The sequence below is a fragment of the Methanothrix soehngenii GP6 genome (assembly GCF_000204415.1).
Lineage (GTDB): Archaea > Halobacteriota > Methanosarcinia > Methanotrichales > Methanotrichaceae > Methanothrix > Methanothrix soehngenii.
The window spans coordinates 1261215-1282054 of record NC_015416.1 but is presented as its reverse complement, the minus strand read 5'-3'; the positions used below and the strand labels follow the sequence as shown (position 1 = coordinate 1282054).

At 52.8% G+C, this 20840-nt stretch carries 23 protein-coding genes and 1 tRNA gene; 12 read left to right on the top strand and 12 right to left on the bottom strand.

The genetic code is table 11. The annotated features are described in order from the left end of the window. The 9 genes from MCON_RS06360 to MCON_RS06320 all read left to right on the top strand — a co-directional run bounded on the left by MCON_RS06360 (nt 1) and on the right by MCON_RS06320 (nt 9134). Nucleotides 1-438: a pyridoxamine 5'-phosphate oxidase family protein gene (locus MCON_RS06360; RefSeq protein ID WP_232844355.1), complete on the top strand. Its 438-nt coding sequence runs from the start codon at nt 1-3 to the stop codon at nt 436-438. Next, complete coding sequence (locus MCON_RS06355; protein WP_013719186.1) at nt 439-2043, top strand: replication factor C large subunit; 1605 nt, start codon at nt 439-441, stop codon at nt 2041-2043. A gap of 200 nt (nt 2044-2243) precedes the next feature. Then, nucleotides 2244-2942 (top strand): RAD55 family ATPase, encoded by a 699-nt coding sequence (locus MCON_RS06350; protein ID WP_013719185.1) that lies wholly within the window; start codon nt 2244-2246, stop codon nt 2940-2942. A 7-nt stretch (nt 2943-2949) separates the two neighbouring features. Continuing rightward, the gene (locus MCON_RS06345) at nt 2950-4734 is read left to right on the top strand and encodes a glycosyltransferase (RefSeq protein WP_013719184.1); all 1785 of its coding nucleotides are present in this window, start codon (nt 2950-2952) and stop codon (nt 4732-4734) included. A gap of 65 nt (nt 4735-4799) precedes the next feature. After that, complete coding sequence (locus tag MCON_RS06340) at nt 4800-6038, top strand: glycosyltransferase family 4 protein (protein ID WP_048132014.1); 1239 nt, start codon at nt 4800-4802, stop codon at nt 6036-6038. A gap of 2 nt (nt 6039-6040) precedes the next feature. Further along, nucleotides 6041-7024, top strand: coding sequence for a galactose-1-phosphate uridylyltransferase (locus tag MCON_RS06335; protein ID WP_013719182.1), 984 nt, complete (start codon nt 6041-6043; stop codon nt 7022-7024). A 208-nt stretch (nt 7025-7232) separates the two neighbouring features. Next, nucleotides 7233-8396: a glycosyltransferase family 4 protein gene (locus tag MCON_RS06330; RefSeq protein ID WP_013719181.1), complete on the top strand. Its 1164-nt coding sequence runs from the start codon at nt 7233-7235 to the stop codon at nt 8394-8396. Between the two features lie 130 nt (nt 8397-8526). Continuing rightward, nucleotides 8527-8600 (top strand) — tRNA-Thr (locus MCON_RS06325). Nucleotides 8601-8687: 87 nt separating this feature from the next. After that, nucleotides 8688-9134, top strand: a complete 447-nt coding sequence (locus MCON_RS06320) for an RDD family protein (RefSeq protein WP_048132974.1) — start codon at nt 8688-8690, stop codon at nt 9132-9134. A 110-nt stretch (nt 9135-9244) separates the two neighbouring features. Here the strand turns inward: MCON_RS06320 and MCON_RS16865 are convergent, their stop codons facing one another. The 3 genes from MCON_RS16865 to MCON_RS06310 all read right to left on the bottom strand — a co-directional run bounded on the left by MCON_RS16865 (nt 9245) and on the right by MCON_RS06310 (nt 11264). Continuing rightward, nucleotides 9245-9376, bottom strand: coding sequence for a hypothetical protein (locus MCON_RS16865; protein ID WP_269798851.1), 132 nt, complete (start codon nt 9374-9376; stop codon nt 9245-9247). A 189-nt stretch (nt 9377-9565) separates the two neighbouring features. Next, entirely contained in the window at nt 9566-10345 is a 780-nt protein-coding gene (locus MCON_RS06315; protein WP_013719179.1) for a tetratricopeptide repeat protein, read from the bottom strand. Nucleotides 10346-10466: 121 nt separating this feature from the next. Continuing rightward, a complete protein-coding gene (locus tag MCON_RS06310) occupies nt 10467-11264 on the bottom strand; it encodes a 2-amino-3,7-dideoxy-D-threo-hept-6-ulosonate synthase (RefSeq protein ID WP_013719178.1) in 798 nt (265 codons plus the stop codon). 155 nt (nt 11265-11419) lie between these two features. On the opposite strand from MCON_RS06310, the gene MCON_RS06305 reads away from it, so the two are divergent. Next, nucleotides 11420-12118 carry an SIMPL domain-containing protein gene (locus tag MCON_RS06305; RefSeq protein WP_013719177.1) on the top strand — a complete coding sequence of 233 codons (699 nt, stop codon included), beginning with the start codon at nt 11420-11422 and terminating at the stop codon, nt 12116-12118. Nucleotides 12119-12154: 36 nt separating this feature from the next. Further along, nucleotides 12155-12856, top strand: a complete 702-nt coding sequence (locus MCON_RS06300; protein ID WP_013719176.1) for an SIMPL domain-containing protein — start codon at nt 12155-12157, stop codon at nt 12854-12856. A 54-nt stretch (nt 12857-12910) separates the two neighbouring features. Here MCON_RS06300 and MCON_RS06295 read toward each other — a convergent pair whose 3' ends face one another. The 8 genes from MCON_RS06295 to MCON_RS06260 form a co-directional block, all read right to left on the bottom strand. Then, nucleotides 12911-13399: a DUF2299 domain-containing protein gene (locus MCON_RS06295; RefSeq protein WP_048132010.1), complete on the bottom strand. Its 489-nt coding sequence runs from the start codon at nt 13397-13399 to the stop codon at nt 12911-12913. Nucleotides 13400-13493: 94 nt separating this feature from the next. After that, nucleotides 13494-14384, bottom strand: coding sequence for a formylmethanofuran--tetrahydromethanopterin N-formyltransferase (gene fhcD / locus MCON_RS06290; RefSeq protein WP_013719174.1), 891 nt, complete (start codon nt 14382-14384; stop codon nt 13494-13496). A 33-nt stretch (nt 14385-14417) separates the two neighbouring features. Continuing rightward, nucleotides 14418-15029, bottom strand: a complete 612-nt coding sequence (locus tag MCON_RS06285; RefSeq protein ID WP_013719173.1) for an IMP cyclohydrolase — start codon at nt 15027-15029, stop codon at nt 14418-14420. Nucleotides 15030-15031: 2 nt separating this feature from the next. Further along, complete coding sequence (locus tag MCON_RS06280) at nt 15032-15907, bottom strand: thiamine pyrophosphate-dependent enzyme (RefSeq protein WP_013719172.1); 876 nt, start codon at nt 15905-15907, stop codon at nt 15032-15034. Between the two features lie 13 nt (nt 15908-15920). Then, nucleotides 15921-17138, bottom strand: a complete 1218-nt coding sequence (locus MCON_RS06275; RefSeq protein ID WP_013719171.1) for a transketolase C-terminal domain-containing protein — start codon at nt 17136-17138, stop codon at nt 15921-15923. Next, nucleotides 17138-17395, bottom strand: a complete 258-nt coding sequence (locus MCON_RS06270) for a 4Fe-4S binding protein (RefSeq protein ID WP_013719170.1) — start codon at nt 17393-17395, stop codon at nt 17138-17140. Before MCON_RS06270 ends, MCON_RS06275 begins: the two co-directional genes overlap by 1 nt. After that, entirely contained in the window at nt 17395-17931 is a 537-nt protein-coding gene (locus MCON_RS06265; protein ID WP_013719169.1) for a pyruvate ferredoxin oxidoreductase subunit gamma, read from the bottom strand. The genes MCON_RS06270 and MCON_RS06265 overlap by 1 nt, the downstream gene beginning before the upstream one ends. Before the next feature lie 97 nt (nt 17932-18028). Continuing rightward, nucleotides 18029-18661, bottom strand: coding sequence for a hypothetical protein (locus tag MCON_RS06260; protein WP_013719168.1), 633 nt, complete (start codon nt 18659-18661; stop codon nt 18029-18031). Nucleotides 18662-18888: 227 nt separating this feature from the next. Here MCON_RS06260 and MCON_RS06255 point away from each other — a divergent pair, with 227 nt between their 5' ends. Beyond that, nucleotides 18889-20241: an IS110 family RNA-guided transposase gene (locus MCON_RS06255; protein WP_048131613.1), complete on the top strand. Its 1353-nt coding sequence runs from the start codon at nt 18889-18891 to the stop codon at nt 20239-20241. On the opposite strand, the gene MCON_RS15595 is transcribed toward MCON_RS06255, so the two are convergent. Next, complete coding sequence (locus MCON_RS15595) at nt 20136-20747, bottom strand: pentapeptide repeat-containing protein (protein ID WP_157863704.1); 612 nt, start codon at nt 20745-20747, stop codon at nt 20136-20138. The genes MCON_RS06255 and MCON_RS15595 overlap by 106 nt on opposite strands. Nucleotides 20748-20840 lie beyond the last annotated feature (93 nt).

Here is a 20840-nt window from a genome sequence, read left to right as displayed (position 1 = left end):
ATGCAGATCATGAAACCCAGGGAGCTATCAGATGATGAATGCATAGCACTCCTCTCCTCAGCCAGATACGGCAGGCTAGGACTATCCAGAGAAGACCAGCCTTATGTGGTTCCAATGTCCTTTGTGTACCACGAGGGCAAAATCTACCTTCATTCCCGTGGGATGGGAAGAAAGGTCCAGTATGCTGCTGAAAATCCGCGGATCTGCTTTCAGGTAGACCATCTGGAGAAGGGAAAATGGACGAGCGTCAATGCCTTCGGCAGGGCAGAGCTATCGGATGACATAGAAGCCAAGCAGAGGATGTTCGATGTCTTCACCAGAAAGGGTTTGGGCGGCCATGGAGGCAAGAGCTTTCAACGCCAGGACCTGGAGAGGATGGATATGACCATATGGGAGATTGTCATCGATGAGCTGACGGGAAGAGAGGGCGTCTGGTAGATGCCCGCACCTTTAAAGTGGACGGAGAAGTATCGTCCAGCCACCCTCAAGCAGGTTCTTGGCAATGGCAAGGCGATAGACGACCTGCGGGAGTGGGCTCTCTCCTGGGAGAGAAGCGAGCCCATCACCGGCGCGGTCATTCTATACGGCCCGGCGGGAACGGGAAAGACTTCGGCGGCTTTAGCCCTGGCACATGATTTCGATTGGGATTACATTGAGATGAATGCCTCAGATGCTCGCACCGCAGGCATGATCGAGAAGATTGCCGTTCCAGCATCGCGAAGTCAGACGTTCTCCGGAAAACCGAGGCTGGTTATTTTAGATGAAGCAGACAACCTCCATGGCACTGCCGACCGAGGCGGAGCAGCGGCCATGCTCCGCCTGGTCAGGAATACTCTCCAGCCAGTGATACTGATTGCCAATGAGTACTATGAGATCGATAAGTCACTCCGAGATGCGACCCGGGGAATTCAGTTCCGGTCGGTGCGCTCCACCACCATCGCCCAGGCATTGAGGGCGATCTGCCAGGCTGAGGGCATAGACTGCAATCCCGATCTGCTGGTTACGATCGCCGAGAGGGCAGGGGGAGACATGCGCTCCGGGATCAACGATCTGCAGGCAGCCGCCGAAGGCCAGGAGACGCTCAGGGAAGAGGATCTGGCCACTGCCCAGAGGGATGTCAAATCCTCCATCTTCCGGGTGCTGGAGGTGATCTACAAGGGCAATAACGCCAAGGAGGCCCTGGAAGCGTCCTATAATCTGGACGAGAGCCCGGAGGATCTGATCAACTGGGTGGATGAGAACCTGCCCCTGGCATACTCCGGCCAGGATCTCCTCCGGGGCTTCGAGACCCTGGCTCGAAGCGACATATTTCTGGGCAGGGTACGGCGGAGGCAGAACTACGGCCTGTGGCGCTATGCCAGCTATCTCATGACCGGCGGAGTGCAGGCGGCAAAGAAGGAGCGCAGGCATGGTTATGTGGCCTTCCGTCCACCCAGCCTGTGGCGAAGGATGGGCCAGACCCGCAAAGTCAGATCGATAAGGGACTCTGCCGCCAGAAAGATCGGCAGGCACTGCCATGTATCGCTCGCCTTCGCCCGCTCGGAGCTGATGGACTTTGTGGGAATGCTGCTCAAAGACAAGAAAGGCGCTCCCCAACTGGCCGCCCGGTTGGATCTGACCGCAGAGGAGATCGCTCTGCTCATGGGAAGCTCTCCTGGCACAAAGAAGGTGCAGAACATCTTCGAGGAAGCGATGAGAATTCAAAGCAGAGAACAGATCGAGGAGATAGAGCTGGCATGGCGGAAGAGCAGCCAACCCACCCTCAATAAGAGATCTGATGGCCTTCTCCAGACGCTCTCTGTGGAGGGCCTGCCAGATGATGAGACTCGTCACCCTGCAAGGGCGCCGGCAGGGCAGGACAGCCAGTCTGCTGCCCCTTCCGTTCACCGCCCGGAAACAGGGCTGAATGGACCGGAGGCGAAAGAGCCTGGGAGAAGAGGCAGGCCAAGGAAGACAGAGGGTGAGGCTAATGAAGGCAAAAAGGATATCAAGGAATCCACCTTCAAGTCAGGGAAAAGGCAGAAGTCCCTATTCGACTTTTGATCTCTGGCGGGAGCCTAAAGCTTCTTGAGCAGTGATCTGTCTGAAGATTCCCATATTTTCAGACGGAATAACCAGCAAGCTTAACCGAAAGGGCTAACTAGCATAATTGAGAAAATAAACTGCAGCGGGCGCTGCAAACTAAAGCGCAAGAGCTGCAAGGGGTGTTAATTATGGCAGTACAAGGCAGCAAATTTCCTAGAATGAAATCCGGCATACCTGGTTTTGATGAAATGGTAGGTGGCGGATTTCATCAAGGAACTGTAAATACCATAACCGGTTCCTCAGGCACCGGCAAGACTGTTTTCGCCAGCCAGTTCATTCACCATGGCATAGGACAGGGGGAGAAGGGAATGATCATCACACCCTCTGAGAGCGCAGAATACATGAGACGGGAGATGATGTCCTCCTTTGGCTGGGACTTTGGCGCATTGGAAAATGATGGGAAGCTGAGCCTCATAGACGTTACAGACCCAGTTCTCAGGCTGCAGAAGAGCATCGATGTCGATCCGGTGGATTTTCTCATCAACTTCAGAAAGCTTGTGGAGAGAAAGCTGCAGGAAGAAAAGCCTAAAAGGCTATTCATCGACGATCTGACTGCATTTTTTATGGCGGTAGAAGCGCCCTTCAAGATCCGTTCGCTGACGGATGACCTCTTCGGCACCATCCGTTCCAGCGGAGTGACCTGCTTGGTCACCATAGGCACCGCTTTTGGCACCAATCAGTTCCTGGAGTATGGAGCAGACTCCGCCACCATGCTGAACCGGGAGAGAATAGGCAATACGCTCATCAGATCGATCTATGTAATGAAGATGAGGGGCTCGAAGATCGCTAATAGCATCCGGGTGCTGGACATATCGGACGATGGCATCTCCGTATCAACGCTCTCCCCTTATCCATGAGGTTAGAATGATAGAAAGGTGGATCATCCTGGCAGCAGAGGAAGCGGGCCCCGTCTCCAATAAAATGGGAGGCATATGGAATGTGGTGGATGCCGAGGCCACGACCCTCGCCCGTCTGGTGGCTAAAGGGGAATTAGATAGCGAATTTCGTATCCTGGTGGTCGGCCCCAACTATCCCACTGCCGGATCGGATTGGAATACCGGCCGAAACCGGGTGACGGACATATCGGCACTCAACCGGCTGGACATGGGTGAGGAGCTCGCCCTAACCCTGGCGGAGTTGAACTCCCTGGGAATGGAGAGCGTCACCGGCCAACGGGTCGAGGAAAGCGTTCCCATCGGCTATGTTCTGTTTAATACCAATTACTATCAGTCTCGATTGGTGCGCTGGAAGGACCGAGAGATGACATTGAATAATGCCATTAAGACAGAGGCCTTCGATCTATTGGGACTGGACTCAATGAGATTTGAGAAGGAGCACTATGGCTGGGAGTATAATCACTATTTAAACCTCTCCTATGCGGTCTCGGAGCTGGTGCGTATCCTCGCTCAGTCACCTGAGGAGAGCACAAAGAAGTATGCAGATAAGGCGGTGGTCGAGTTTGCCCGGTCGGTTATGCCCAGGGTGAGGGCCTCACTGCACTGCCATGAGTTTGGGATCTTCTATGCCGCCGCCAGGCTGGAGAAGCTGGGCATTCCGGTAAGAACTCTCTGCACCTTCCATGCAACCGTTCCCGGCAGGACGGCAGGCTACCGGTCGCTGGAGAAGATCAGAAAGAATGACTCAAAAATGGAACCTGGAACCCCTCTGGGCTTTGCCGCTCTGGAGGCGCTGGCCCGCTATGCCGATGGGGTCACATTCGTGGGCGACTCGACGATGAAGGAGGCAATGCTCTTTTACCGCATGAAAGGGGTCGTCATTCGCAATGGAATCGATGTTAGGGTCGATCGAATCGATTGGAATAAGAAGGAGCGCTGCCGGGCACGGATTCAGGATTTCATCATCAATAACCTCTATAAGAACTGCGAGGGCAGCTGCCCGGAGAGGGAAAATATCATTCCCGTATTCTCCATTTCCAGGATAGAGATAGAGAACAAAGGTTATCCTCAGCTTCTCGATGCCCTGGTGCTTCAGGATCATCTCCTGCGGCACAGAATGATGGGACAGCGACATGCAGATCAGACTCGGGTGGTGTGCTTCCTCATCGCCTCCCATGGGCCCAAATCCAAGGATAAGCTTCCCGAGGGCTTTCCCATCAACCTTCCCATAGAGGTTCTGTTGGGCGATGAGATCCGCCTGGAGAATATGATCAATGATCGACGGCTCAACAAGGATGAGCTGATCTCCGGCCGGAGATCGGTGGCTGCCGTTCTGTATCCCCAATGGCTGGGACCGAATGACGGCGGCCTGGGAATGAGAACGGACGAGGTCATGGCCGGCTGCGTCGCTGGCATCTTCCCCTCACAGTACGAACCCTTTCTTCTCACCGCATTGGAGGCGGGAAGGGAAGGAACCCCCAGCATCGTCAGCCGGAGCGCAGGATTCAGCGATGCCCTGAAAAAGGTCGAGCATCGGGTGCCAGGGCTGGGTGGGGTTGTAGTTGTGGACAACATCGAACTGCAGCCTCAGGAGACGGTTATGGACTATGCCCTAGCTCTGGATTACTTCTCCCGGACCTATCTGGAGGACGATGTGAAATACCGGCTGCTGTGCGAGGAGTCGTTCTCCCTGGCCAGGCAGTTCAGTTGGGACCAGCCCGTAATGGAGTATTATAAAAATCTGACCGTCTGACCTCGGATAAAATTCCGGTCTGAATTAAAATAAACCATCATCAGGAGTGACATCGATTGAAGTCAATGCGAATCGCCTATTTCAGCACCGAGTACCCCCCCCTAGTCTATGGTGGGCTGGGGGTCTATGCAGATAACATATCTCGCTCTTTGGTTGCCCTTGGCCAGAAGGTCACCGTCTTCTCCTGGGGTTCGAAGGAGTCTCCCAGGCATGAGATGCTGGTCGGGGTGGATGTCTTCCGAGAGATGCCCCTTGCGATGAGGGACGGAATGGAGATCTTTCTCTCCCCCCAGACCTTGCGGTGGGGTCAGGGCTTGGATTATCTGCTCAACCTGTTCAGCTACAACCAGCTCGCTCTTGACCATCTGAAAGAAGAGGATCGTTTTGATCTGCTCGTCTCCCATGACTGGCTGGCCCTCCCTGGTGGCATGGCTGCCAGGAGAGAAGGGACTCCACTGATTTATCATGTCCATGGCCTGGAGACCGGCCGGTCCTCAAATCCTAACCCGCAAATCGTGGCTCTAGAGCACAAGGGCCTAGAGGTAGCAGACCTGGTGATAACCGTATCCGAGGCCATGAAAAGGGAGCTGGCCGGTCAGGGGATTTCTGAGGACAAAATCCGGGTCTGCTATCATGGAGTGGACTGCGAGTTCTTCGATCCTGAAAAGGTAGATCGAGAATCCCTGGTTGCTTTGAGAGAGAGATACGGCTTTGATGAGGATGATATCGTAATTCTCTTCGTAGGACGGCTGGAGCCGGTCAAAGGTATCAGAGAGCTCTTCTCCGCCCTGCCCAGTGTTCAGTCGGAGTACAATAGGGTTAAGCTCCTGGTGCTGGGGGTCGGCAGCCTGGATGGATGGGCTAAAGTAGAGGCTGAGCGGCAGGGCAATATAACTCTCGTCACCGATTTCGTCGATGCCGAGGAGAAGAGGCTTCACTATGCCCTTGCCGACCTATGCGTATTTCCCAGCCTGTATGAGCCGTTCGGAATAGTGGCCCTTGAGGCAGCGGCCATGGGCAAGGCGGCTGTGGTAGGGGCGGCAGGCACCAGCGGCCTGGCGGAGATCGTCAAGAATCCGGCTGAAGATGAGCCGACGGGGGTTCATGTCAATGCCCGCGATCCAGCCGATCTGGCCTGGGGAATCAACCTCGCCCTGGAGGATAAAGAACGTCTCCTGTCCTGGGGAAAAAACGCCAGAAAGAGAGCCCAAACCAACTTCAGCTGGCAGAAGGCAGCGGAGAGCACCCTGGCCATCTACGAGGAGGCAATCGCGTTTTTCAGAAAGAGATCAGAGGGATTATAGGCATGCCCGAGATCAGACGGCACTATTTTCTGGAAGAGTACTGCATCATCGCCGCCGAACGCAACAAAAGGCCCTCAGATTTCCTGGTGGCTAAGGCGGTCCCAGGAGACGAAAAGGACTGCCCTTTTTGCCCGGGCCACGAGGATAGGACTCCGCCCACCATCGCCGCCTACACCGACGATGGCATCCTGCTCCAGGATGAAACTGGATCAGATCTCTGGCAGATCAGAGTGTTTCTCAATGCTTATCCCACCATGATCCCCAGGCCCGAGCCTCCGGCGGCAGAATGGATATCCCTGCCCGGCCAGGGATATCACGAGGTGATTGTGGATTCAAGAGACCACCGCAAAAATCCGAGGGATTTCGGCAAAAAACACCTGGAGATGCTCGTTTCGGCCTACACCGATCGTTACCGACGCTATTCCACCCATGAGGATGTGAAATATATCACCATCTTTAAAAACTGGGGCAAAGAATCGGGGGCCTCGCTATCCCACAGCCATTCTCAGCTCATCACCCTTCCCTTTCTACCCCCGCAGATGAAGAGAGAGGAGGAGGCCATATCCAGGTCATCCTTCTGCCCTTACTGCAATATCGTGGACCGAGAGAGTGCGTCATGCCGGCTCGTCGCCGAGAACAATCACTGGATCCTATTTGCCCCCTTCTACTCTCTTATGCCCTATGAGACCTGGATTCTACCTAAAAGGCATTTGGGAAACCTGGCGGATTTGAGGGACGAAGAACAAAAAAGCCTGGCCAGTATGCTGGCAGAGATCCTTCGGATCCTCTATTCCACCCTGGACGATCCCCCCTACAACCTGATGATCTTCCAGCTTCCAAAAGAGTATCACTTCAACATCAGGATCCAGCCCATAGTCTCCAGGATAGCAGGCTTTGAGAGGAGTTCAGGTATATATGTGAATCCCGTTCCCCCGGAATTGGCAGCAGCAGAATTGAGAAATTTTTGCCTGCCGCCGAAAGATTAATGAATTATCGGACTTAAGTGATTTAAGGATTTGATCAGCTTGAAATGCTTTTAAACAGGCAAACAATAAGAAACGATAGCAAAAAAATGGTCGTACTGATAATAATTTGGCATCCTTTCAGCAATACGCTCAGCAGAACGACCTGCGCACAATCTGCAACATGCTCGGCAGCATGCGCTGGATGCCTTTAGGGATGAATGGTGAATAGATGCGAATTGGAATGCTCTCCTGGGAGAGTCTGTATTCAATAAAAGTAGGTGGCGTTGCCCCTCATGTCTCAGAGCTATCGGAAGCGCTGGCCAGGCGGGGCCATGAGGTCCATATTTTTACCCGAAGAGGGGACTTTGAGTCCTATGACAAGATAAACGGGGTGCACTACCAGCGGGCTGATGTAGACGACCATGGCGATATCGTCGATCAGATGAACCGGATGTGCGATGCCCTCTATCATCGTTTCGGTGCGGTGCAGCAGCTCTTCGGCAACTTCGATGTAGTGCACGGCCATGACTGGCATCCCGTCCTAGCCCTGACCCGAATAAAGAGCGACTATCATCTGCCCTTCCTGCTGACCATGCATAGCACTGAATGGGGTAGGAACGGGAACACCTTTGGATACGGCATATCCGAGGAGATATCTCATCGAGAGTGGCAGGGATGCTATGAGGCGGCTAAGGTTATTGTGACCACCAGGAGGATGCAGGACGAGCTGATGCAGATCTACAGCCTGCCCAAGGACAAGATTCCCATCATTCCCAATGGCATTATCGTGGGCAAGATGCGGAGAGGCGTAGACGCCGGCCGGATCAAGGAGAAGTACGGCATCCATCCCCTGGCCCCTGTGGTGCTCTTCTGCGGCAGGATGAGCGTCCAGAAGGGGCCGGACCTGCTGGTGGAGGCCATACCTCAGGTGCTGAGAAATAGACCAGATGTCTGTTTCGTCTTCATCGGCGAGGGGGGCATGAGATCGGAATGCGAGCAAAAGGCTCGCTATCTAGGCATCGCAGATTCCTGCCGGTTCCTGGGGTACACATCCAGTGCGGAGAAGCAGATGCTGATCAATGCCTGCGATATGATGTGCGTTCCCTCTCGCAACGAGCCCTTTGGAGTGGTCGTGCTGGAGGCATGGGACGCCTGCAAGCCGGTGGTGGCCACTGATGCGGTGAGCATAATCAACAACTTCCAGGATGGGCTGCTGGCTTATATCCAGCCCGAGTCCATAGCCTGGTGCATAAACCGGATTATCAGCAATCCGAAAGAGATGAAACACCTGGCCCGGGCCGGTTGGACCAGGATAGAGAGCGAGTTCTCCTGGGATCACATAGCTGAGAGTACGGAAAAGGTCTATGAGCAGGCTATTGAGCAAAGCCACTGAGCAAAACCGTTGAGCAAGGGTCGCCATGGGTCGTGGTTTGCTTGCCAATTTTGCTGAAAACCTTATCCCACCTCTTTTTCCTCATTCAGACCGAAAGGTTCATGAAGGGCGAGCACAAGGGGCTCTTGGCGCCTCGATAGCTTAGCCCGGTATAGCGCGTCCTTGGTAAGGACGAGGTCGCGGGTTCGAATCCCGTCCGAGGCTTAAAATCTCATTTTTTTAAAAACCTGTCCTAGGAACTCAGAAAGTTATTTGATGTTTGCGGTCCAGCATATATGCAAGGTGAATATCATGGCAGGTCAGGTTGAATTGGAGGTCAACGGTCCGGAGCAGATGGAATACCAAGGAATAGGAATTAGATTGGTATCGCTGGTGATAGACAGCATAATTTTTGGCCTTATATTTGGTGCTCTGGGAAATATTTTGGGAGCTGGAGGTATGCAGGGGGATATGTTTCCCTGGTATTGGGGGGTGCTTTACTTTGCGATATACATAGCATACTTCACCCTACTGGAGGGATCGAAAGGCCAGACCGTGGGCAAGATGATCACCAAAATAAAGGTGGTCAGAGAGGATGGCAGCCCCATAGACATGAGCCAGGCGTTCACAAGAAACATCCTGCGCATAATTGATGGCCTATTTGCCTACCTCATTGGCGCAATATTGATCTGGCGATCCGATAAACAGCAGAGATTGGGCGATAGCGTGGCCAGAACGGTGGTGGTGAAGGCTAGATAGATCATCAATGGATCGCTAGATCAGCAGATCATTTAATGCATCAGAGACCGGCTCCGGGCAGGGCTGGATCTGCCTGCCCGGGAGCACCTGAGATGGATCTGGTTTGGCCTTCAACTATGCCAGGGATCTGAGGAGACCTCCTCAGTCTCCTCCTCCTGCTGGATGCGGCGGCGAAGTAGTCTTTTAGCAAGCCAAGTGAAGGCCATCAGGCTGATGAACAATTTTAATAGACCTTTGATCATGATTTATATCACCTGATACTAGTATTGGCTTTTGAACCTATAAAAATACTGGTATTCGTTCAGTCGCTAATAAGCATAAATGAGATGATCCAGAGGCATATCTTGGATTTTGCGGAAATATCAGAGTAGCGGAATGCCCGAGCGCCATAATCTCAGCAACTGATGGATCATGGCGCATCAGTAATGGGCCTAGGAGAAGTCCAATACCTTCTCCGAGATTACTCCTGGAGAGTTTACGATGGGCTCAACCCCGCCAAGATCATTCAAATTCTCCCGATAGAGCTCATTTGAGGGATCGAGCTGGATCGCCCTCTGGAAGCAATCGAGTGCCTCCTCATTCCGTTCCAGTTTCCTCAAAACCACGCCCTTATCATTCCATGCCTCTGCGTTCTCGGGGTTGAATTCGACCGCCTTATCCAGGGAAGCGAGAGACTCATCGAATCTCTGGACTATCAGGAGGACATGGCCCTGACGGTACCAGGCTCGATCTAGATCCCCATCCAGATCAATCGCCTTTCTGTAGGCTTCCAGTGACTCATTGTACCGTTCCATCTTCTCCAGAACCATTCCTTTGTTGTACCAGGCGTTAGCATTAAGGGCATCGATCTGCAGGGCCGCTTCCAGAGAAGCCAGTGCCTCTTCATCCTGGTTCAGCCCACCTGAGAGGACGAGAGCGCGATCATTGTAGGCTTTTGCATTGGATTGGTCCAGAGAAATGATCCTGTCAAAGCTCTCCAGCGCCTCTTCGTATCTTTCCATCTTCAGCAGGAGATTGGCCCTGAAGCTCCAGGCCCAGGTGTCGCTCTGATTGATCTTCAGATATTGATCGATATCATCCAAGGCAAGTGGGTATGAGCCGTTATAATAATCGCTTTTCGTCTTGGCGATCCAGTGCTCAGCATCCTGGCCCATTGCAGCAGGGATGGCAAGCATCAAAATGGCAAGAAGAAAGGGAGCTATGAGCTTCATGCTTCCTAATGTATTCGAATAAGTGGATATAGGTTGCGGTCGATTTGGCTGTCATCGAGCAGACGGATCAATTCAGAGTTTTATAGTCATGATATAAAAATTATTAGAAGGAAGGCCCGCCTTAGAGGGTGACCTTCTCCGCCTCATCCGGGGTATATCCCTCGTGGACTACCTTGCACAGCCTTCTTACAAGGAGAGTTGGATTCTCTGCCTGGAAGACATTGCGGCCGAAGGCCACCCCTGCTCCGCCCACCTGAACCGCATAGTAGACCATCTGCAATAGATCCCGTTCAGTGTCCATCTTCGGTCCGCCGGCGATGACAACAGGCACGCTGCAGCCTCTTACCACCTCCTGGAAGGTGTCAGGCGAGCCGGTGTAATTCGTCTTGACTATATCCGCCCCCAACTCCGAGCCTATGCGTGCGGCCAGCTTCACATGTTCTACATTATGCTCAGACTTCACCTTTGGCCCGCGTGGATACATCATGGCGATCAGGGGTATGCCCCATTGGTCGCAGCTTCGTGCCACCCTTCCCAGGTCATGGAGCATCTCCGCCTCATCGTCGGCGCCGACGTTAACGTGGATGCTCACGGCATCCGCTCCCACTCTTATGGCGTCCTCGACGTCCGTCACCAAAACCTTGTGATTTGGATCAGGACCTAGTGAGCTGGATGCAGAGAGATGAATGATCAATCCCACATCCCTTCCATATCCCCGGTGGCCATGCAATGGCAGGCCCATATGTCCCAGGACGGCGTTGGCCCCGCCTTCTGCCACTTTGTCTACCGTGGCCGGCATATCTATCAGTCCGGCAATGGGTCCTACAGATATTCCATGGTCCATGGGAATGATGATGGTCCTGTGCGTCTTGCGATCCAGGATGCGCTCCAGCCTGATCGCCTTTCCGATCTTGCTCATGAAGGTGGTGGATGTTTATTCTGAAATTAAAGATGGTGGTCGAATGAAGAAGAGGAGAATGAAATGACAGGAGTGGATGGAACGGGTCTCTGATGGGCAACGAGACCAGCAGAGCGCTTAAATATCTTCGAGTATTTCCATAGATGGGGATTAATATGAAGTGGTCGGTTGTCTTATTCTGCGTTATAATATGGAACGCGCTCTTTGGAGCTGCAGTGGGTGACGTCTACCCTCTGACGGTTGAGGGGGTGGGAACGGTGACCGTTCCTGCAGATATAGTCACTATCTCCGTCTCGGTTGAGAGCAGCAATGAAAATATTACTCAAGCCCAGTATGAGGTCGGAGAGGAGATGAACCGGGTGATATCCGCCTTGAAGAAAGCGGGGGTCAAGGACGAGGAGATCCTGCCCGGCCAGGGAAGCGGCATATCCAGCTTCCAGTCATCGAGCAAAGTCTGCAAGACGGTGAATAACACCACTGTATGCGAGAATGTCACAGAGAGCGCATCCACTCTGCAAAGGTCCACAGTCATCCGTCTCCAGGCCAAAGATGAGTCCGGGATCGATAAGGTGCTGGATGCCGCTCGATCGGCAGGGGCCAACGCCTATGTGGCGGGATACTACCTGAAGGACTCAAGCGACGCCCGGGCAGAAGCCCGCAAGAAAGCTCTGGCCGATGCCAGAAAGAATGCAGCTGCCATAGCCGCGGATGCTGGGGGAAGCCTGGGAAAGGCCATGGATATCTTCGCTTATCCCGATCTGGGAATAGACTATTCCTATGGCGGAGGCTCGGGCGAGGGCAGGATGATGGATGTCAACTCCAGGGTCATGGTGACCTATGAGTTTATCTTATAAGACACTTCAATGACATCGGTATAAAGGGGTTAGTCTATGAAAAAGATATGCAGTGTATTAATGGGGATGCTGCTATTGTCATTGGTCATACCTGCAATGGCGGCGGATAATGGAACAGATGTATCTAAGCTGAGAGTGGATGGCGAGGGCAAGGTGAAAGCTGCCCCGGATATGGCAACGATAGTTCTTGGGGTTGAGACCCGGAGCACAAGCGCAGCAGAAGCAGCTGAAGAGAATGCTATCCTGATGAACCAAACCATCAATGCCCTGCTCGATGCGGGCATCAATGAGAGCCAGATGCAGACCAGCAGGTTCAGCCTGACCACAATGCCTCAGGACGAGCCCCGGGGCGCTGATGCAACGCAAGAGCCTCCGACCTTCCTGGCCACGAACCAGGTAACAGTGAGGCTGGAGAATACTGCGGACGTGGGCCGGGTCTTGGATGCGGCGGTAAGCGCGGGCTCAAACAGCATCCAGGAAGTCAAGTTCGACCTCAAGGATCCAACCCCTCAGAATGATGAGGCCATGACTATTGCCATCAAGGATGCGCAAAGGAAGGCTCAGGTTGCCGCCAGCGCCGCCGGATTGGAGCTGGGAAAGATCCTGGAGATAACAGTAGGCTATGGATATGTCATGGAGGCTTCCAGAAGCTATTCATATGCAATGGATGCTACCCCGATCCAGCCAGGAGAGATGGAAGTGACGGCCAGCGTGAATCTGGTTTATGAGATCTCTTGAGATGTCCTCAAGAGGCCTCATGCCTCTATTTTCTATCCACCAGATCCATATCGGCTAGATATACATCGGTTCAGGCGGCTTTGAGTCCTTTGCTGCTGATCCCTCGCCAAACAGCTCCTGGAATTTCCAGACCACGTAAAGCTCACACTTGAAGTTCTCTCTTATCGCTTCCATCAGCCTGTCCTTGGTCAGGCCGTCGTAGTAGATCTCCCGGGTGAAACGAATGCTCCGCATATCCTCTCCTGCAGGCTCGATCTCGAAGCTGGACTGGCGGAACAGGAGGTCGTAGCGTATCTGCCACATGAGCCTCTCTTTCTGCTGAGGCAAAAGATGCATGATGGCCTTTTGATGGACATCAGCCAGCATTATCCGGCTGAAGATCACAACCATATCCTCGTGGCCCTGGGGCTGAATGATGCTCAAATGCCTGCCTGACCGGGCAGGATATTCAGCAGCGATCTGATAGTATAGGCTCTCGCTGGGGCACCTCTTCCTTGAATATGTCCTCCTGTACAAGCCAGGTCTTAATTCGATCCCGAACATCGGCTATTTCTGGGGCGACCATCACGAGCTATCAACTCCTATGATTCAAATATTTTAATAAAAACTAAAAAAAAGAATGTGTCTGGGTCTTGCTCTACTCCAGCACGCTATGCAGCGGGAAATGATGAATGCCCAGCTTCCCCTCGTAATTGGCTGCGGTTATCTTCAGAATGCCAGGCACTTGACAGGCAGCATGGATTCCCGCCCGCATGGCGTTCTCTATGGCCTCCCGGTCAACGCCATTGATCACTATCTCAAAGACGCAAGAGACATCCTCCGCCAGAACGCAGACACCATCCTCCCGGAGCGATGTGCAGAAGGCGGAGTTGGTGGAGGCCTTGAGGAACTTGTACTTTGAGCCCACCTTCGATCCGCTGGAGACGACACCTCCCGGGAAGGGGGTGATAGCGCCCTTGACCTTGCGAATGGAGTCTATCGCCGCCTCGGCTGCCATCAGGCCGGACATCTGATTCTGGCCCAGTATCAGGAAATTGCCTCCAGCGATTCCTTCGACCGCTCCAAAGCTGTTCTCGATGATGAAGTCGCCGGACATGAGAAGTATCTTCCAGATGTTTCGTCCAAACATCTCCTCTGTCTTCTGGTAGCCATCCCCGAAGAAGCTCAGCTTCTTGCCGGTATCAAACTGTTTTTCCGCATCATGCATGCCGCTAAAAGCAGCAGCAGTGGGCGCAGTGAGCACGCACTGGCCCAGCCTCATGAGCAATGAGTTCTCCAGGTTCTTGAAGCCCATGTTGCATAAGAGGATGTTCACACCAGGCCGGCCGTCGACGGTCTCTCTTCCATCCACGAGGCATTCTATGCCCGCCTCGGCAGGACATCCAATCACTGAGGTTCCAAATCCCGTGGCTTCCCTCGCCGCCTCCAGTGCCCACCTCTCTGTCACTGCTGTGATCTGCACCCTTGCCATCTTAATGGGAAAAGCTTCAGCAAAGGTATCATCAATTTGCACACCATTGATCTCCATAAACAACACCTCAAAGTTCACTTCCGGTGCCTTTCAATCCGGATTATATGCCGCGAGAATAAATCCCCCATTAGGCTCAGCAGAGCAAGCCAGGGCAGCAGCCGCGCAGACCGGCCTCTCAAAGGAGAGATCATAGGCTTTGCGGGCTATCCCGGCCACATCCCAGGCCGACATCGAGACATCCTCGAAATTGGTCTTCTCATATGTCGCCACCATTAAGGCCTGGTCCTCATCCAACCTGAACTGCTGCACCCGGAGCTCGTCCTTCCTGGCGATCCCCAGCCATGCCCTGTTCCCGCGCACAGCCCCAGCGATGCGGGGTGTGTCCAGCTCATCCCTCTCGTGGCCGTAAGCGAGCAGGCTCAAGGCCATGGAATCTCCCGGACTCTGCCCGTCCTCTATCCTCTCTGTGATCATATCGGTATGAGTGCCATTGGTGACCACTGCCACATCATCTGCCACCCGAATGCAGTTGTAGGAGATGTAAGGGTTCCGCGCCAGGTCCGCAGGATCCAAAGGCATAACTGTTATCGATTTATCATGGACCTCTGCCCTCCGGTTGGGAAAAGAGCGGGAGGAGACTCTGTAGGCGACAAAGCTCCTTCCCTGGGCACGGCCTGCGACCACGATCCGGCCTACATACATCTTCAATCAACCAGATTATACCTGGCGATGTTTCCATCTGCCAGTGCTTTGATATGCTTCAACATATCCGCGCCATTGGGCTTCTTGAAGAGATGCTTGTAGCGGCCCTGCAGGCGGAGATACTCCTCGACAGGTTTGGGTCGGCGGATCTTCTTCACCCCCACCAGCTTTCCATCGACATACTCCGTGAGGGGCCACAGGCCAGTCTCCACTGCGAGACGAGCTAGCTCAATCATGGTTCCAGCATCGAATGTCCAGCCAGTGATGCAGGGAGCGTTGACCTGGATATAGGATGGTCCATTGGCCTTTAGAGCCTCCTTGACCTTCCTTCTCAGGTCCACCGGATAGGCCACTGAGGCGGTAGCCACATAGGGCACACCATGAGCCAGGGCGATGGCCGGCATATCCTTCTTGGGCCGGGGATTGCCCATCGATTCTGATCCTGATGGGGTGGTGGTTGTGTGAACGCAGAAGGGCGTGGAGCCGCTGCGCTGCACTCCGGTGTTCATATAAGCCTCGTTGTCATAGCAGACATAAAGCACCTTATGGCCGCGCTCGAACATGCCGGAGTTCGAGCCCATACCGATATCGAATGTGCTCCCGTCTCCTCCTATCACCACAACATTGGTATCCTGGCCCCGGCGCTTGAGCATGACCTCCACGCCAGAGGCCACTGCAGCTGGGTTTTCGAACAGGGAGTGAATCCAGGGAACGCACCAGGCGCTCTCCGGGAAGGGGGTGGTGACAACCTCCAGGCAGCCGGTGGGCGAGACCACAATGGTATTCGGCCCGGCCGCATCCAAGACCAGCCTGATGGTGGTGGGCATGGCGCATCCCGCACAGGCCCGGTGGCCCGGTGCCAGCAAAGATCTTTCCATTTTTAGAAGCCTCCTAAAGAATCTCCTTTCTCAGATCCAGGAACTCGAACTCGCACTCGATTCCCTTCTCGGCGGCAAGGGCTTTCTCTACTATCTTTCTTATGTCCTTGAGAGTGATGTCCCGGCCTCCCAGACCGGCGGCAAAGCCGATAATAGGCGTTCTGATCTGGGTGTTATAGAATGCTGCCTTGAGATCCGTCAGCAGACCAGCCTCGCTTCCTATGGCGACGTCCTTCTCCAACACCGCGATCACCTTGGCGCCGGACAGGGCCTTGCGCAGGGCTGCAACCGGGAAAGGCCGATAGCATCTGATCTTGATCAGGCCCACCTTGAGGCCCTCCGCCCTCAATTCATCGATGGCATCCTTGACGGTGCCGATGACTGAGCCCAAAGTGACTAAAACCACCTCTGCATCATCGGCGTAATAGCTGTCTATGAGCCCACCGTAATATCGGCCAAAGGCCTTCTCGAAGTCCCTGGCCACCTGCTCTATCTTTTCCAGCGCCTTTTGATGGGCCTCGAACTGCTGATAGCGGAACTCCGTATAGGTGGATGGATCGGCGAAGGCTCCAAAGGTAAGGGGATTGTTCGGGTCCAGGATGTTTGCCGGCTTGAAATCAGGCAGAAATTCCCTTGCCTTCTCTTTGTCCAGGAGCTCCACCGGCTCGTAGACATGGGTGAGGATGAACCCGTCCATGCAGACCATGATCGGAGTTCGGATCTCCGGATCTTCGGCGATCTTATAGGCCTGAAGGGTGGCATCCACTGCTTCCTGCACATTCTCCACATAGATCTGCAGCCATCCCACGTCGCGAGCGCCAATGGAATCCTGCTGGTCGTTCCAGATGTTCAGGGGAGCCCCAATGGCGCGGTTGGCCACGGTCATCACAATGGGAAGCCTCATGCCTGAGACGTTGTAGAGGACCTCGTACATCAGAGCCAATCCCTGGCTGGTGGTCGAGGAGTAGCCTCTGCCGCCGCATGCGGTGGAGCCGACCAGGAGGGAGAGCGCCGAGAACTCGGAGTCAACCGTCAGGAATGCGCTGTCCAGCTCGCCATCAGCCACCAACTGGGAGAGGTTTTCCACAATATGGGTCTGAGGGGTAATGGGATAGGCGGAGATCACATCCGGCCGGCAACACATGACCGCATGGGCCACTGCATAGGAGCCCTCAACCACTCTCATATTTGCAGTATTCTGGGGCATACTGCTATCGCTTCCTTTGCTCATCACTTATCCTCCAAGACCATGGTAATCGCCATGCGTGGGCATTCATTGGCACACACGCTGCAGCCTTTGCAGTAATCCAGGTCAGGGACAAACTGCCCATCTACCTGGTGGATGCAGCCCTCTGGACAGTAGATCGCACAGAGGCTGCATTTTATACATGCCTTATGATCGACAACGGGCACAAAAGTCCGCCAGGCACCGGTCTTCGTTATTCTGGTGCTGCACGGATCTACCAGTTTACCAGCCTTAATTTCCATCAAGAAACCCTCTCGTAGGCTGTTTTAATGGCCAGCAGGTTTTTCTTCCCCAATTCTCCCCGGAAACGCTCGGATATGGCTTTGTTCAGGCTCTCCAGCCCCACCTCTCCGCTGGCACCGCAGAATGCGCCCAGCATTGTGGTGTTCACAATGGGCCTTCCCAAAACCTCCATGGCGATCTTGGTGGCATCGATGGTGATGACCTCGGCCTTTGTGTCAAGCTTGAGCTGCTCACCTGAACGGTCGGTGTTGATTATTATCTTGCCGTCCGGTTTGAGTCCACTGGCCACATCGACCACGTCCAAAAGGGTCACGTCCTGGACGATGACATAGTCTGGTTCGTATATCTGGCTCCTCACTCGGATGGGTTTATCGGCTATTCGGGCAAAGGCCATAACCGGCGCACCCCTCCGTTCTACTCCAAAGGCAGGAAATGCCTGAGAGAACCTCTTATCCTCAAAGGCGGCAACGGCTATTATCTCAGCTGCCGTGACCGATCCCTGACCTCCACGGCCGTGTAATCGTATCTCTTTCAAGGGCTGACCTCCTGTATCTTGCGCACTGATCTCCTCAACTGCTGCGAAAGAGAGATGAGCAAATATATCTCTTTCGGAGCCATATCTATGGCGCCACCTAAGAGGATCTAACTATTGTTCCGCAGATGGCGATGAATAACAATATGGAAAACAACGCTCCGAGCAGCCTCTCAAAAATGAAAGCCCATTTTGTCCAGAATCTGGATCTTCCTTGTATTAGAGGCAGGAGAGGGGGATCGATAAATAACCGAGTACCGGACAGGAAGACTGTGAAGCTGAAGCCCAGGATATCTAAGATATCATTATCAATCCACTCTTCGCCCCCCGGCAGAACGGATGGCGTCATATCGTTGGGACCGCCAAGCCCCTGTCTCCACCAGAATAAGGCATAGACCAGAACAATGGCGATCGAGAAGAGAAGCGCATTGAACGGCTTTGTGCCATATCCATAAAACCATTCCAGCGGATAGTCTATGAGCTTCCTGAGCCATTCTTCTCCCGCATTTGCCGCGGGCCAAGGCTCTGCTCTATGCTCCTTCCGGTACTGGAAGTAGCAGCTATCATGATCCTCGAAATAGCCCAGGCCGTTAAAGTTCTTCATCAAAGACATATAAGCAGCATCGTCATAGACAAGGTGCCCTGCAATGTCATGCCATCTGACAAAGAGCTCATCATATCTCGTCCTTGTCAGCGAGAGCTTGCGATGAAAGGTGGCATTCTCGAAGATCAAATCTTCCTTAAACAGACTGCCATTGAAACGCCCATGAGCCCAGGCAGGGGCTCACACGTGACGGATGGAAAACCAGATATTTTAATCCGTCCATGTTAAGTCTGATATGGGCAGTGAAGGCTGACAAGTTTATGGGACGCTTGATCCCGCGATTGAAACCAGCCAATATCCCTCGAATACGGGACTGCGTCATAGAACGCGTATGGGAAATTATCCCATATAAGGGAATGATCATCTGCCCATATCAGGCAGAGACATATATGAAAAAACGAAGAGAAAGAGTTTGCGGTGCAGATGTCCATAAAGATCTGATCGTTGCCACAATAACTGGCGACGAAGTGCCGTCGATTCGAGAGAATTTTGGGACAACAAAATCCGAGCTTGATAGATTCAGAAACTGGCTTGCAGACAACAAATGCGAACAGGTTGCATTTGAAGCTACAGGAGTCTATTGGATCCCGATTTATGATGTTCTGAGCCGAACCATAGATACCATTGTTGCCAATCCGCTGCAGATAAAGTCCATTCCAAACGATAAATCAGATTCAAAAGATTCAAAGCGTATTGCAACTCTGTGCTTGAATAATCAAATCAAGAGATCTCGGGTTTTTTCCGATGAAGACCGAGAGCTCAGGAACCTAACGCGAGCCAGGTCAGGATATGTCAAGACACGAACTCAGTTCAAGAATCGGATACACAAATATCTCTCATCAAACGGCATTAAACTCAGCTCTTCTATGGACGACATATTCTGCAAATCAGGAACACATATCATAAGAGGTCTGGCTGAAGACAAGCCCGTCGAAGAGATCCTGAAAGGCATACCCTCCGGAAAGATCAGGAAAAAGCAAGACGAGATCAGATCAGCACTTGCCAATGAACTGAGCGAGACAAATCGAATGCTGATCAGCGATTCTCTTGAAATCATGGACAATGTCGAATCCAAAATAGAGAAGACAAGCCTAAACATTCTGAAAAAGATTCAAAATAAGAGCAAGGATCTGGCTATCGTTATGTCCATTCCTGGAATCGCATTTATCTCAGGTTCGGTCATCCTGTCAGAGATCGGAAATTACAGAGATTTTCAGACCCCTGAACAGCTGGCGAAATGGTGTGGCCTCAATCCTGGAGAAAATGAATCTGCCGGCAAAAAGAGGAAATGCGGGATCACAAAGCGCGGTTCCAAGTATATCCGAGTTGTACTTGTCGAGGCTGCCCAGACAATAGCTAATATGAAAAATACAGGGCTGTCCAGATTCTACAAGAGGCTGAGCAAAAAGAAGGAGCACAATGTGGCAATCGTTGCCGTAGCCAGGAAACTCATCTGTCTGATTTATCATCTTCTGATCAACCAGGAGTTCTATCAAGAGGTTGATTGCAGAAAGAGGAAAAAAGGTCGAAATGAGTCCTGCCATGAACCTTCTTTGAAGGATGAGCATCTGACGGATAAGGTAGCTGCAATTGTAGATGCCTTTTATGGAATGAGCGATAGTAGCCGGAAGAAGGCTCTCTTGCGAGCGCTTGAAGATATTTCTGTGAACAAGCCCGACCAGAAAAGGTCATCTGATGGAGGTGGATAGCTAGCCTCTTGCATTTGATTTTTTTTGGTTTTCCATGGGAAACTGGCATCTTTATTGAACACCACATCGCTAAAGTAGGTATCTCTATAAAATCGATCATTAATGAATCCGGCATCGCCGTTGAATTTCGAGCCCCAAAAGTAGGCAGATCCGTTGAATTCCGAGAGCATGAAGCTCGCAGGGCCGTTGAACTCAGAGAAAATGAAGTTCGCATTATCTTTGAATTCTGAGTCTCCGAAGTAGGCATGGCCATTGAATTTTGAGCGCATGAAGTTGGCATCTTTATGGAATTCCGAGTGCCCGAAGTGGACATCTCCATTAAAGATGGTTGAGTCAAAATCTACTGAATCCCGAAAGACTGCCTGATCAAAATAGACTGGCGGCTCAATCGTCATTCCCTTGAGGCTCAAATCACCTTCAATAGTGCAATTTTTAAATTCCGCGGGCTTGCCAGACTTGATGACCTCTAAAACATCTTCCGCCGGAATGATTCTATCATCAGGCATCCCTGCCGATAATCCGATTATAAAAAAAAGAAAAGCCAGGACCAAACCATGAATTCGACTCAGAAGCTCTGCCTCCTGGGAGAAAATGGACAG